This is a genomic window from Acidibrevibacterium sp. (assembly GCF_049965395.1).
Taxonomy (GTDB): domain Bacteria; phylum Pseudomonadota; class Alphaproteobacteria; order Acetobacterales; family Acetobacteraceae; genus Acidibrevibacterium; species Acidibrevibacterium fodinaquatile.
This window is the reverse complement of sequence record NZ_JBMFWJ010000061.1, coordinates 1-12,862: the sequence shown is the minus strand read 5'-3', so window position 1 is coordinate 12,862 and position 12,862 is coordinate 1. Positions and strand designations below refer to the sequence as shown.

Genomic DNA, 12,862 nt, shown 5'->3' with positions numbered 1-12,862 from the left:
CTGGCCGCGCGCCGTCGTCTCAACACATACTAAAACGTTAATTATTATATCGAAAATTAATAATTTAAGAGATTTTTAGGCAAGCGCTAAACCATATTGACGTCGAGAGGAATTTCTCGTTATGAGACGACATCCCTAGGCGAGACAAGACCGCTCATCTTGCTTGCGAATTCGGAGTTTTAGCAATGGCTGCTGTTCTCGTCTCGCGTGCAATCCGCTTGGCGTGTTTTTGGGGGGCGCCGCTACTGAGCGTTGCGCTGCTCGCCGGGGCGGCCAGGCCGGCGCGGGCGCTGACCATCGACCCGACATTTTCCTCCTCGATCACCACCAGCGCCGATGCCACGACGATCGAAAGCGATATCACCAACGCGATTGCGTTTTACGACCAGACCTTCATCAATCCGATCACGGTCGCGATCGATTTCCAGGTCCAAGGCAGCACGAATAGTCCCACGAGTTTTCTTGGGAAGAGTCTGTCCTCAACCGGGCTGCTGCCCTACGCAAACTATACCGCGGCGCTTTATGCCAATGCCACGGCAAATCAGAACGCGGCGGAACTTGGCGGCTATAATCATCTCGCGACCGGCAACCAGGCGTCGCAGATCATGGCGACCACCGCCGATTTGCGCGCGCTCGGCTTCAATGCGCCAGGAGTCGTCACCAATGTCGGGGCGCCGGGCAATTTCGATGGGATCATCACGCTCAGCACCAATTATCTGGCTGGCTTCGGCGGTAATGGCACCTATGCCGCGAACCCGGTGATCCAGCATGAGATCGACGAGGTGCTCGGCATCGGCGGGCCGGGCTCGACCCTCAATATCGCGGCCAGTGGGGGTACGCTCAATTCAGCGGGGCAGCCGATCATCAATGGCTTGGGCACCATCGGCCCGCTCGATCTGTTTCGCTATGCCGCGCCCGGCACGCCGAGCTATACCACCTCCGGCTCGGCCAGTTCCTATTTCTCGCTCGATGGCGGGCAGACCAGCATCGAAACCTTCAATCAGGACTCCTCTGGCGATTTTGCGGATTGGGGGGACGCGACCAATCCGGGGCAGCCGACCAATCCGCCGGAGGTGCAGGACGCGTTCCAGAGCGGCGCGAATATCGCCTTGAGCCAGAATTCGCCGGAAGTTCTCGCCCTCCAAGCGATCGGCTATGATGAGGTGCCCGAGCCGGCCAGTCTCATTCTGCTCGGCAGCGCGCTTGCCGGTTTCGCCGCCGCACGCCGCCGGAGCGCGCGTCAGGCGTAATGCCCGAAGGGACATCCCCGCCCTCCGCCGCGTTGACCGGCGCCGGGGGGCGGCTTATCTGACAGCGAGACCCCTGTCCCAGCCATGGCGTGGGGACAGGCGGTGTCTTGTCGCCAGCGCCTGACCCGGAAGGCTATCGCATGTTCGCCCGCATCGCTCGCTCACTCTTCGGCACGGCCAATGATCGCTCGCTCAAAGCCTATCAGCGCCGGGTTCCCGACATCAATGCGCTCGAACCGACGATAGCGGCGCTCTCGGATGAGGCGCTGCGGGGTCAGACCGCGGCCCTTCGCACCCGCCTGAGAGAGGGGGCGAGCCTCGACGATATTCTGCCGGAAGCTTTCGCGACCGTGCGCGAGGCGGCGAAGCGGACGCTCGGGCTCCGCCATTTCGATGTACAATTGATCGGCGGCATGGTGCTGCATGACGGTAAAATCGCCGAGATGAAAACCGGCGAGGGGAAAACTCTGGTCGCGACGCTTCCGGTCTATCTCAATGCGCTGGCCGGCAAGGGCGTGCATGTGGTGACGGTGAACGACTATCTCGCCCGCCGCGACGCCGAATGGATGGGCCAGATTTACGCCTTTCTCGGCATGACCACCGGGGTCATCGTCCATGGTCTCGACGACGCTGAACGCCGCGCTGCCTATGCCGCCGATATCACGTACGGCACCAATAACGAATTCGGCTTCGACTATCTGCGCGACAACATGAAATACCGGCTCGAGGACATGGTGCAGCGCGATTTCGCCTATGCCATCGTCGACGAGGTTGACAGCATCCTGATCGACGAGGCGCGCACGCCGTTGATCATCTCTGGGCCGGCCGAGGATTCCTCCGATCTCTATCGCCGCGTCGACGAAGTTGTCGCCGTGATCGTCAAGGAGCCGAGCAATTTCGACAAGGACGAAAAACTCCGCACCGCGACCCTGACCGAAGCCGGCGCCAACGCGGTCGAAGATGCGCTGCGGGCCGCCGGCATCCTGACCGAGGGCAATCTCTATGATATTTTCAATGTCACCCTCGTCCATCACGTGCAGCAATCCTTGCGCGCGCACACATTGTTCACCCGCGACGTCGACTACATCGTGCGTCAGGGCAAGGTGATCATCATCGATGAATTCACCGGCCGGATGATGGAGGGCAGGCGCTATTCGGAGGGGCTGCATCAAGCGCTCGAAGCCAAAGAGCATGTCGAGATTCAGCCTGAAAATCAGACCTTGGCCTCGATCACCTTCCAGAATTATTTTCGCCTCTATCCCAAGCTCGCCGGCATGACCGGCACCGCGATGACCGAGGCCGACGAATTCGCCGAGATCTATAAGCTCGACGTCGTCGAAATCCCGACCAATGTCGCGGTGACGCGCGATGATCAGGATGACGAGGTCTATCGCACGGCTGCGGAAAAATATGAGGCAGTGGCAAAGCTCATCGCCGAATGCCGCACCCGCCGCCAACCCGTCTTGGTCGGCACCGTCAGTATCGAGAAAAGCGAAATCTTGAGCGGTATACTCAAGAAGAAAAAAATCCCGCATGCCGTGCTCAACGCCCGCTTTCACGAACAGGAAGCGGAGATTGTCGCGCAAGCCGGCGCCCCTGGCGCGGTGACCATCGCGACCAACATGGCCGGGCGCGGCACCGACATCAAGCTCGGCGGCAATCTTGAGATGCGCTTGAAGCATGAACTCGCCGAAATCGCCGATGATGCCTCCCGCGCCGCCCGCGCCGAGGCGATCCGCGCCGAAATCGCCGCCGCCGAGGCGATCGTCAAGCAAGCCGGCGGGCTGTTCGTGATCGGCACCGAGCGGCATGAAAGCCGGCGCATCGACAATCAATTGCGCGGTCGCTCTGGCCGCCAGGGCGATCCTGGCGCCTCGCGGTTTTTCCTCTCCCTCGAAGACGATCTCATGCGCATCTTCGGCTCCGACCGGATGGGCGGATTGCTGCAAAAGCTCGGCCTCAAGGACGGCGAGGCGATCGTCCATCCCTGGATCAACAAAGCCCTCGAAAAAGCGCAGAAAAAAGTCGAAGCGCGCAATTTCGACATGCGCAAGAATGTTTTGCGTTACGACGATGTGGTGAATGCGCAGCGGAAAGAAGTCTATGCCCAGCGCCGCGAATTCATGCATAGCGAGGATGTCAACCAAATCATCAACGACATGCGCGAAGAGGTGATCGCGACCTTGATCGCCCGCCGCATTTCGGAACGAAGCTTCGCCGAACAATGGCAGAGCGCCGAACTCGCCGACGATGTTCGCCGGGTTCTCAATCTCGATTTGCCGATTGGCGAATGGGCGAAAGAGGAGAATATCACCGGCGAGGAGGTGGAGCGCCGCATCGTGCGCGCAGCCGAAACCCAGCTCGCCGCCAAGGCTTCTAATGTTGGCCCCGATCTGATGCGCTTCATCGAGAAGTCGCTGCTGCTGCAGGTGCTCGATCAGGCATGGAAAGAACATCTTCTCGCGCTCGATCATTTGCGCCAGGGCATCGGTCTGCGCGCCTATGGCCAGCGCGACCCGTTGAACGAATACAAAAGCGAGGCGTTTGCGCTGTTCAATGCCATGCTCGATGACCTGAAGGAGCGGGTGACGATGCTGCTCGCACGTGTCGAGCTGTCTCCCGATGCGCCGCCGGCGCCAGATTTTCAGCCGCGGCAGCAAGCGATGGCGGAGCTGCATCCGGCGCCGATGCCGGTCATGCAGGCCTTCGCGCCGATCGGCGCCGAAGAAGGCGGGGTTGCGACCATCGCGGCCGCGGCGGAGGATCAGGCCAGCGCCGACCCATGGGCCAATACGCCGCGCAACGCGCCGTGTCCGTGCGGCTCGGGGAAGAAATACAAGCATTGCCACGGCCGCAGCTGAGCGGAGTTTCGCACGCGTGGACGCCCTGACCGCTGGTTATCTTCGTGTTTGCCACAGCGGCTGGTTTAGGTGTCGCCTCTGCTTTTCGACATTGAGACCGTAGGGCAATCTCCATGCCTCTCCCCTGGTTGATGGTGAAGTCAGCGACACCGAGGTTGCGGTCGACGTGCGCGCCTCGCCGTATCTTCCCCGCGATCATTCATGCCGAGGCGCGGCGTGATTTGCGCTCCCACGGCGCCATATGACGTGGCTAAAGCACACAATACTCTCTCGCATTTTGGGCGTGATGGCATGGCGCGCGGCGGCGTTTGGCTCGATGCTGTCGGTTGCGAGTTTGCCGTTTTCAGAGATGCCGCTCGCGGCTGACGTTCAGTTTGCCGAACCATCGCCGTCGGCCACCATTCTCCCCGGCATCGGCCGCAATGACGACCGCCAACCGGTCAATCCCGCCGATTTTCCCTGGCGGGCGCTGGGCCGCGTGCAAACCGCGCTCGGCAGCCGCTGCACCGGCTTCATGGTCGGGCCGCGCACCGCGATCACCGCGGCGCATTGTCTTTTTCGCGAGCGCACCCGCCTCATCATTCAACCGCGTCTGATCCATTTTCTGCTGGCGACCAGTCGCGGCGCCGCCGCCGGGGTCGCCCTCGTCGCCGATTTCACCATCGCGCCTGGGTATGATCCGTTTCACGAGTCAGAGAGCGCCGGCGCCGATTGGGCGGTTCTGACGCTCTCCGCGCCTTTGGTCCGCGAGGGCGAGTATCTTCGCCTCGACCGCACACTGCCGCCCCGAGGCACGCCAGCCTTGCTCGGCGGCTACAGCAAGGATCACATCGAAATTATCGAAGCCGATCTCCATTGCCTGATTGCCGAGCAGATCCGCGACGCGCGCGGCGCTGTGCTTTTGCATCACACCTGCCATGCGACGTCCGGCACCAGTGGCGCGCCGCTCTTATTTCGTCTCGGCAGTGGCGAATGGCGGGTCGCTGGCGTCCAAATCGGCTCCGTCGTCGATCATGCCGGCGGGATCGCGGTGCCGGCGGCGGCGATTCCGACGAGCGCGATCGGGCGATAACGTCACAGACCGCGCGCGATCAGCTCTTTCATGATTTCGTTGCTACCGCCATAGAGTCTTTGCACCCGGGCATCGGTATAGCGATGCGCGATGGGGTATTCCGCCATGAAGCCATAGCCGCCGAAAAATTGCAGACAAGAATCGATGACCTTGCCCTGCATTTCGCTCGTCCAGTATTTCGCCATCGCGGCGGTGCTGACATCGAGGGTTCCGGCGAGCAGCCGCGCGATACAGTCATCGACGAAGACCCGCGCGACCTGCGTCGTGGTCTTGGCTTCGGCGAGCACGAAGCGGGTGTTTTGAAATTCCATCAAGGTCTTGCCAAAGGCGCGGCGGCTGCGAACATAGGCGATGGTCTCGGCGAGCGCCGCTTCCATCGCGGCGACGGCGCCGACGGCGATCACCAGGCGCTCTTGCGGCAATTGCTGCATCAATTGCACGAAGCCACGATCGGGTTCGCTGCCGAGCAGATTCTCCGCCGGCACCACGACATCGTCAAAGAAGAGCTCGGAGGTGTCTTGCGCGTGTTTGCCGATCTTTTCGAGATTGCGGCCGCGCCGAAAGCCGGGCGCATCGCGGGTTTCGACGACGATCAGCGAAATCCCCTTCGCTCCGGCATCAACCCGCGTCTTGGCGGCGACGATGACGAGGTCGGCGAGCTGGCCATTGCTGATGAAGGTTTTCTGGCCATTGAGGACATAGGTATCGCCCACTCGCCGCGCCGTGGTGCGGATCGCTTGCAAATCAGAGCCCGCGTCGGGCTCCGTCATGGCGATCGCCGCGACCATGTCGCCAGAAGCCATGCGCGGCAACCAGCGGCGCTTTTGTGTCTCGCTCCCGTAAGCGAGAAGGTAGGGCGCGATGATGGCGTTGTGCAGCGAGATCGCGAAATCGCTGAAGCCGATCGCGGCGAGTTCCTCGATCAGGATCGCTTCATGACGAAAATCGCCGCCGCCGCCGCCGAATTCCGCTGGCATGCTGGCACAAAGGAGGCCTGCCGCGCCGGCTCGGCGCCAAGCCTCACGCGCGACTATGCCGGCTTTTCGCCAGGCCGTGATATGCGGCACGACTTCGGCGGCGAAAAACCGCCGCACGGTCTCCCGAAAAAGCGTCAGTTCCGCGGTTTGATCGGCAGCGCTCGCGTCCATCGCCCACTCCCGCTCACAGCCGCTCGATGATCGTCGCGTTCGCCATGCCGCCCGCTTCGCACATCGTCTGCAGGCCATAGCGTCCGCCGTTTCGGTGCAAAGCGTGCAACATCGTCGTCATCAGCCGCGCGCCCGACGCCCCGAGCGGATGGCCGAGCGCGATCGCGCCGCCGAGCGGATTGAGTTTTTCCGGGTCACCGCCGACCGCCTTGGCCCAAGCGAGCGGCACCGGGGCGAAGGCTTCATTGACCTCGACATGATCGATATCGGCGAGCGCCATCCCGGCTTTGCGCAACACCCGCTCTGTCGCCGGGATCGGCGCCGTTAGCATCAGCAGCGGATCATCGCCACAGACATCAAAGCCGACGAAGCGCGCCCGCGGTGTCGCGCCGAGGCGTCGGGCGGCGTCCTCGCTCATCAGCAAAAGCGCGCTCGCGCCATCGGTGATCTGCGACGAGTTGCCGGCGGTGATCGACCATGAAATTTCCGGAAACCGCGCCGCATAGGACGGCGTTTCGAAAGCGGGAGAAAGGGCGGCAAGAGTTTCGGGCGTCGTCGCCGGGCGGATGGTTTCGTCTTCCGTCACCAAGACATTGTCGATCGCGACCGGGACGATCTCGGCGCTGAAGTCGCCGGCGGCGCGGGCCCGTGCGGCGCGCTGATGCGAGGCGGCGGAATAGGCGTCCATCGCCTCGCGCGACAGGCCATAGCGCGCCGCGACCAGCTCCGCCGAAACCCCCTGATGGATCAGCCCCGGCGCGTAGCGCGCGCTGACACGCGGGCCGACCGGATCGCGGTCAAGACGGGCGGAGCCGATCGGCACCCGGCTCATCGATTCGACGCCACCAGCGATGACGATGTCATAGACACCGGCTTTGATCCCTTGGGCGGCGAAATGGATCGCCTGCTGGCCGGAGCCGCACATGCGGTCGATGGTGGTCGCCGGCACATGCTCGGGATAGCCGGCCGCAAGCCAAGCCATGCGCCCCACCGTCGAGGATTGTTCGCCGACCCGGCTGACACAGCCGATGATCACGTCATCGACGGCGCCGGGATCGAGATCGTTGCGTTCGACCAACCCCTCGAGCACGGCGGCGAGAAGCTCCACTGGATGCAGGCCGGACAAGGCCCCGCCAGCCTTGCCGCGGCCCATAGGGGAACGAACGGCATCGATGATAACCGGCTCTCGCGACATGACTTCGTCTCCTCCCGAGGACTTCTTGGCCGCAACCCTCGCAAGGCGCGTCGCCGTCGTCAATCGGGGCGAAAGCGCGACGTGGGGCGAGCGCGCCGGCACGCCGCTTTCGGGTCAGACGCGGCTCACATTTCGTGGTAGCTGCCGTCGTGCCAGATATAGAAGACGTAATCCGGCTTGGTCACGTCGCCCTTGGCGTCGAAGCTAATCGGGCCGAGCACGCTCTCCCACGGGCCACCCGATTTCAGCTCGGCGGCGACTTTTTTCGGATCGACCGTGCCGGCCTTCTGCGCCGCTTCCGCCCAGATTTGCACGGCGGCGTAGGAATAGAGCACATAACCCTCGGGGTCGATGTTTTTCGCCTCGAATTCCTTGACGACGGCGGCGGCGGCCGGGCGTTTGCGCGGATCGGAGGCGAAGGTCATCATCGTTCCCTCGCCGGTCGCGCCCGTGATCTGCCAGAATTCCGAGGTGACGAGGGCATCGCCGCTGATCAGTGTGACCTTCATCCCTTGCTCCTTGGCTTGGCGGACGATCAGCCCGGCCTCGGTTTGATAGCCGCCGAGATAGATTACAGTGATGTCCGCGGCCTTGAGCCGGCTGACCAGCGCCGAATAATCGCGCTCGCCAGGCACATAGGCGCTATAGAGGGTTTCCTCGAGCCCGGCTTTGTTCATGAACTTCTTGGTCTCGTCGGCGAGCCCTTTGCCATAGGCGGTGTTGTCATGCAGGATGGCGATGTGCTGGCCTTTGAAGTGGGCGGCGATGTACTCGCCCGCCACCTGTCCCTGTTGGTCATCGCGGCCGCAGACGCGGAACGTGTTCCAGCCCCCATTGTCGGTGAAGGCAGGGTTGGTGGAGGCCGGCGAAATCTGCAACACCCCCTGTTCGAGATAGACCTTGCTCGCCGGGATCGAACTCGAGGAGCAGAAATGCCCATCGACGAACACCACGCCCTTGTCGGCGAGCTGATTGGCGATCGAGACCGCCTGCTTGGGGTCGCAGGCGTCATCGCCCTCGGTCAACACCAGCTGCTTGCCGAGCACGCCGCCATGGGCGTTGATATCGGCGACCGCCTGCTCGGCGCCCTCCTTCATCTGAGCGCCGAAGGTGGCGTTCGAGCCGGTGAGCGGGCCGGCGGAGGCGATCTGAATTTGGGCCATGGCCGGTGCGGCGAGGGCGCAGGGGAGTAAAACGGTGCCGGCGAGTAGTAGAGGCTTCATCATGAGATCCATCTCCTTCTGGGATGTGCGATGGGGTGGCGGCGTCTCGTCCCGTCACTGTCCGCCTTCGAGATAGGCGGCGTGGATTTCCGGCCGCGCCAGCAATTCGGCGCCGGTGCCGGCCATGGTAATGGCGCCATTGACCAGCACATAGCCACGATGGGCAAGCCGCAGCGCCTGATAGGCATTCTGCTCGACGAGGAGCACGGTGAGCCCGGTTTCGCGGTTGAGCGTTCGGATCGCCTGGAAAATCTGGCGCACGATGAGCGGTGCGAGGCCAAGGCTCGGCTCATCGAGCAAGAGGAGGCGCGGGCGCGCCATCAAGGCGCGGCCGATCGCCAACATCTGCTGCTCGCCGCCCGAGAGCGTGCCGCCGCGCTGCGTTTCGCGCTCGGCCAGGCGCGGGAACAGCGTGAGGACCCGCGCCATCTCTGCCGCGTCGGCGGCCTGCCCAGCGCCTTCCGCGCCCATGAGCAGATTTTCGCGCACGCTCATGCGCGGGAAAATCCGCCGCCCTTCCGGTGCCTGAGCGATGCCGCGGCGCATGATCTGATGGGTTGGGAGCGCGGAGATTTCGGCGCCATCATAGCGGATGGACCCCTCACGCGCCCGTGGCTGGCCGCAGATCGTCATCATCAGCGTCGATTTGCCGGCCCCGTTGGCGCCGATCAGGGTTACGATCTCGCCTTCCGCGACACGAAGATCGACGTTTTTCAGCGCCTGCACGGCGCCATAAAAGGTGCTGACGCCGGCGAGTTCGAGGAGCGCGCTCACGGGGCTTCGGCGCGCGCGAGGGCTTCGGCGGCTTCCTCGTCCTCGCCGAGATAGGCGGCGATGACGTGCGGATTGGCGCGGATTTCTGCCGGCATGCCATCCCCGATCTTGCGGCCGTGATCGAGCACGACGATGTGATCCGATATACGCATAACCATGCCCATATCGTGCTCGATGAGCAGAATCGAGCAGCCTTGCTCGCGAATGCCGAGCAACAGCGCATCGAGCGCCGCCGTTTCGCGCGGGTTGAGCCCAGCCGCCGGCTCGTCAAGACAAAGCAGGACGGGGTCGATGCACATCGCCCGCGCGATCTCAAGCCGCCGCTGCGCGCCATAGGGCAGGGCGCCGGCGGGATCGTCGGCGCGTGCGATGAGATCGATGCGTTCCAGCCAGGTCTTGGCCTTGTCGATGGCGCGACGCTCGGCGGCGCGGTAGCGGCCGAGGCCAAGAATCGCGAGGACGCCAAGCCCAGTCGCCGCCATCAGCGGCACGTGCTGCGCGACCAAAAGGTTTTCGAGCACCGTCATGCCGGCGAACAGGCGGATATTCTGAAACGTGCGCGCAACCCGGGCGCGCCGGGCGATGAGATGGCCGGGCATGGCGGCGAGCGCGAAGCCGCGCCCGTCGGTGTGCGTCAGATGCAGGCTGCCGACGCTCGGGCGATAAAACCCGGTGATGCAGTTGAAGGCGGTAGTTTTGCCGGCGCCGTTGGGGCCGATCACGGCGGTGATCTCGCCACGCCGAGCGGTGAAGGAGACATCGTCGAGGGCGACGATACCGCCGAACCGCATCCCGAGCCCACGGACCTCGAGCAACGCCGGGATCGCCGCCATCAGCCGCGCCCCTCGGCGACCAGCGCCGCCGGGATCACTCGCGCCGCGCCCCCGAGCGTGACCGAAGGCTTGCGTTCGGTGACCAGGCCGCGCGGCCGCAACACCATCATCACCACCAGGGCGAGGCCGAAGATCAGCATGCGGTCATCGGCCAGGGCGCGGAACATCTCCGGCCCGCCGATCATCACCAGGGCGGCGAGCACGACGCCGAGCTGGCTCCCCATGCCGCCGAGCACGACGATCGCGAGCACGGTCGCGCTTTCCATGAAGGTGAAGCTCTCTGGGCTAATGAAACCCTGGCGGGTGGCGAAAAACGCGCCAGCGAAGCCGCCGAAACAGGCGCCGACGGCGAAGGCGGTGAGCTTGGTCGTGGTGATGTTGATGCCGAGCGAGCGGCAGGCGATCTCATCCTCGCGCAAGGCCTCCCAGACCCTCCCGAGCGGCTGGCGGCGGAGCCGGAGCGTCACCCAGTTGGTCAGTAAAGCGAGGGCGAGGATGACGTAATAGAGAAACACCACCCGATGCGTCGCGGACGGGGTGAGATGAAAGAAGCCGGCGAAGGTGCCGGGCGCGTCGGTCATCGTGAAGCGCAGGCCAAACAGGGTCGGGCGCGGGATGCCGGAGATGCCGTTCGGCCCGCCGGTGAGCGAGACCCAATTGAGCAGCACGATGCGGATGATCTCGCCGAAGGCGAGGGTGACGATGGCGAGATAATCGCCGCGCAGACGGAGCACCGGAAAACCGAGCGTGATGCCCCAAAGCGCTGCCAGCGCCCCCGCCGCCGGCAGGCACGACCAGAAACCGAGCCCGGTCGCCTGCGCGATCAGCGCATAGGAATAGGCGCCGACCGCGTAAAACGCGACATAGCCGAGATCGAGCAGCCCGGCGAGACCGACGACGATGTTGAGCCCCCAGCCGAGCATGACATAGGTCAGCACCAGGATGCCGAGATCGAGCGTCGCGCGGCTGGCGACAAACGGCATCAGCAGCGCCAGTGCGAGCAGGGCAGGGACGAGAAAGCGCCCGGCATGCCGCGCTGCTCGCGTGAGGCTCGCGGCGGCGACGCCAGCCGTCGGGTGCCGTGTTTGCTGCCAGAGCCGGATCGCGAGTCGCAGCACGAAGACCGCGCCCACCAGCGCCGCGACCGCGAGCGGGCGTGGCACCAGCGTGATGCCATGGGCGCCAACTTGGGTCTGCAGCCCGACCATCGGCGCAAACAAGCCGAGCGCGATCAGGGCGGAGAGGAAGGCGTCGAGCAAAGGTGCGCGCGGGCTCATACTTTCTCCACATCGGCCCGCCCGAGCAGCCCGGTCGGGAGAAAGATCAGGGTGATGGCGAGGATCGAGAAGGCGGCGACATCCTTGTATTGGACACTGAAATAGGCCGACCAGAAGGTCTCGATCAGGCCGATCAGCAACCCGCCCAGCACCGCCCCCGGCAGCGAGCCGATGCCGCCAAGGACGGCCGCGGTGAACGCCTTCACGCCGGCGACGAAGCCGATATAAAAATCGATGGCGCCATAATAGAGCAGAAACAAAAGCCCGGCGACGGCGGCCAGCGCGGCGCCAATGACGAAGGTGAGGCCGATGGTGCGATCGGTATCGATGCCGAGCAGGCTCGCCATTTTGAGATCCTGCTCACACGCTCGCATCGCCCGCCCGAGCGGCGTTTTCGTCACCAGCCAGGTGAATAGGCCAAGACACAGCATGGTGGTGACGGCGATGGCGATCTGCATCCACGAAAGCTGCACCGCGAAGCCGCCGGCGCGGGTCAGCACCAGCCCGCCGGGGAGCAGCGGCGCCAGCGGCTTGACCCGCGCGCCCTGCGATACCTGGGCGAAATTCTGCAGCGTGATCGACATGCCGATAGCGCTGATCAGCGGCGCGAGGCGGAACGAGCCGCGCAGCGGCCGATAGGCGACCCGCTCGATGGTCCAGCCATAAAGGGCGGCGAGGGCGGCGGCGAAAACGAGGGTGATGGCGAGCGCCAACGGCACCGCGGTGATCCCGAGCGAGGCCAGCCCAGAGAGCGCGATCAGCGAGAGAAAGGCGCCGATCATGAACACGTCGCCATGGGCGAAATTGATCATGCCGATGATACCGTAAACCATGGTATAGCCGACCGCGATCAGCCCATAGATCATGCCGAGCGTGATCCCGTTGATCATTTGCTGCCATGCGTAAGCCAAACTGCACCCCCCTGACCGGTCTATCCCTCAACCAAAGCATGATGCATGCCAGCCATGCAAGCTACAACCGGCGATGACAAAGGCGATCACGTCTGCGACGACGGGCGTGTTGACTCGCGCGAGGGATGGCGGAGGGCCACGTGGTGCTCGGGGCACGTCACTCGCGGTTGGAGCGGGCCTTGCGCGATGCCCGGCATGGCCCGCCCCGAGCGGCCCGGATAGGATGCCAAGTCACTCCCACTCCATGAGTTTGATGCAAGGAGTTTGATGCAAGGCAACGCTTTGATCTAACGGCGCAATTTTTTCCGTGCCTGAGAA

10 protein-coding genes are annotated in these 12,862 nt (G+C 64.0%); 3 read left to right on the top strand and 7 right to left on the bottom strand.

All coding sequences use genetic code 11. From position 1 onward, the window contains the following. Positions 1–185: 185 nt before the first annotated feature. The 3 genes from ACP5M5_RS13235 (at position 186) to ACP5M5_RS13225 (ending at position 5,183) form a co-directional block, all read left to right on the top strand. Positions 186–1,250, top strand: a complete 1,065-nt coding sequence (locus ACP5M5_RS13235) for an NF038122 family metalloprotease (RefSeq protein ID WP_427938100.1) — start codon at positions 186–188, stop codon at positions 1,248–1,250. Between the two features lie 140 nt (positions 1,251–1,390). Further along, complete coding sequence (gene secA / locus ACP5M5_RS13230; RefSeq protein WP_427938098.1) at positions 1,391–4,111, top strand: preprotein translocase subunit SecA; 2,721 nt, start codon at positions 1,391–1,393, stop codon at positions 4,109–4,111. A 286-nt stretch (positions 4,112–4,397) separates the two neighbouring features. Next, positions 4,398–5,183 carry a trypsin-like serine peptidase gene (locus ACP5M5_RS13225; protein ID WP_427938095.1) on the top strand — a complete coding sequence of 262 codons (786 nt, stop codon included), beginning with the start codon at positions 4,398–4,400 and terminating at the stop codon, positions 5,181–5,183. 2 nt (positions 5,184–5,185) lie between these two features. Here the strand turns inward: ACP5M5_RS13225 and ACP5M5_RS13220 are convergent, their stop codons facing one another. From ACP5M5_RS13220 to ACP5M5_RS13190, 7 genes are all read right to left on the bottom strand, one after another. Continuing rightward, the gene (locus tag ACP5M5_RS13220) at positions 5,186–6,331 is read right to left on the bottom strand and encodes an acyl-CoA dehydrogenase family protein (protein WP_427938092.1); all 1,146 of its coding nucleotides are present in this window, start codon (positions 6,329–6,331) and stop codon (positions 5,186–5,188) included. A 13-nt stretch (positions 6,332–6,344) separates the two neighbouring features. Beyond that, on the bottom strand, positions 6,345–7,526 hold the full coding sequence (locus ACP5M5_RS13215) for a thiolase family protein (RefSeq protein ID WP_427938089.1): 1,182 nt from the start codon (positions 7,524–7,526) through the stop codon (positions 6,345–6,347). 125 nt (positions 7,527–7,651) lie between these two features. After that, positions 7,652–8,752, bottom strand: a complete 1,101-nt coding sequence (locus ACP5M5_RS13210; RefSeq protein WP_427938087.1) for a branched-chain amino acid ABC transporter substrate-binding protein — start codon at positions 8,750–8,752, stop codon at positions 7,652–7,654. Positions 8,753–8,803: 51 nt separating this feature from the next. Further along, positions 8,804–9,523, bottom strand: a complete 720-nt coding sequence (locus ACP5M5_RS13205; protein WP_114912269.1) for an ABC transporter ATP-binding protein — start codon at positions 9,521–9,523, stop codon at positions 8,804–8,806. Further along, complete coding sequence (locus ACP5M5_RS13200) at positions 9,520–10,356, bottom strand: ABC transporter ATP-binding protein (protein WP_427938085.1); 837 nt, start codon at positions 10,354–10,356, stop codon at positions 9,520–9,522. Before ACP5M5_RS13200 ends, ACP5M5_RS13205 begins: the two co-directional genes overlap by 4 nt. Next, complete coding sequence (gene livM, locus ACP5M5_RS13195; RefSeq protein ID WP_427938084.1) at positions 10,356–11,633, bottom strand: high-affinity branched-chain amino acid ABC transporter permease LivM; 1,278 nt, start codon at positions 11,631–11,633, stop codon at positions 10,356–10,358. The genes ACP5M5_RS13200 and livM overlap by 1 nt, the downstream gene beginning before the upstream one ends. After that, positions 11,630–12,523 (bottom strand): ABC transporter permease subunit, encoded by an 894-nt coding sequence (locus tag ACP5M5_RS13190; RefSeq protein ID WP_427938082.1) that lies wholly within the window; start codon positions 12,521–12,523, stop codon positions 11,630–11,632. The genes livM and ACP5M5_RS13190 overlap by 4 nt, the downstream gene beginning before the upstream one ends. Positions 12,524–12,862 lie beyond the last annotated feature (339 nt).

What these genes read in the sequence shown, in the direction of transcription:
- ACP5M5_RS13210 (WP_427938087.1), bottom strand. Translation starts at nt 8,752, where the DNA reads ATGATGAAGCCTCTACTACTCGCCGGCACCGTTTTACTCCCCTGCGCC.
- ACP5M5_RS13200 (WP_427938085.1), bottom strand. Translation starts at nt 10,356, where the DNA reads ATGGCGGCGATCCCGGCGTTGCTCGAGGTCCGTGGGCTCGGGATGCGG.
- ACP5M5_RS13235 (WP_427938100.1), top strand. Translation starts at nt 186, where the DNA reads ATGGCTGCTGTTCTCGTCTCGCGTGCAATCCGCTTGGCGTGTTTTTGG.
- ACP5M5_RS13190 (WP_427938082.1), bottom strand. Translation starts at nt 12,523, where the DNA reads ATGATCAACGGGATCACGCTCGGCATGATCTATGGGCTGATCGCGGTC.
- ACP5M5_RS13215 (WP_427938089.1), bottom strand. Translation starts at nt 7,526, where the DNA reads ATGTCGCGAGAGCCGGTTATCATCGATGCCGTTCGTTCCCCTATGGGC.
- ACP5M5_RS13220 (WP_427938092.1), bottom strand. Translation starts at nt 6,331, where the DNA reads ATGGACGCGAGCGCTGCCGATCAAACCGCGGAACTGACGCTTTTTCGG.
- livM (WP_427938084.1), bottom strand. Translation starts at nt 11,633, where the DNA reads ATGAGCCCGCGCGCACCTTTGCTCGACGCCTTCCTCTCCGCCCTGATC.
- ACP5M5_RS13225 (WP_427938095.1), top strand. Translation starts at nt 4,398, where the DNA reads ATGGCATGGCGCGCGGCGGCGTTTGGCTCGATGCTGTCGGTTGCGAGT.
- secA (WP_427938098.1), top strand. Translation starts at nt 1,391, where the DNA reads ATGTTCGCCCGCATCGCTCGCTCACTCTTCGGCACGGCCAATGATCGC.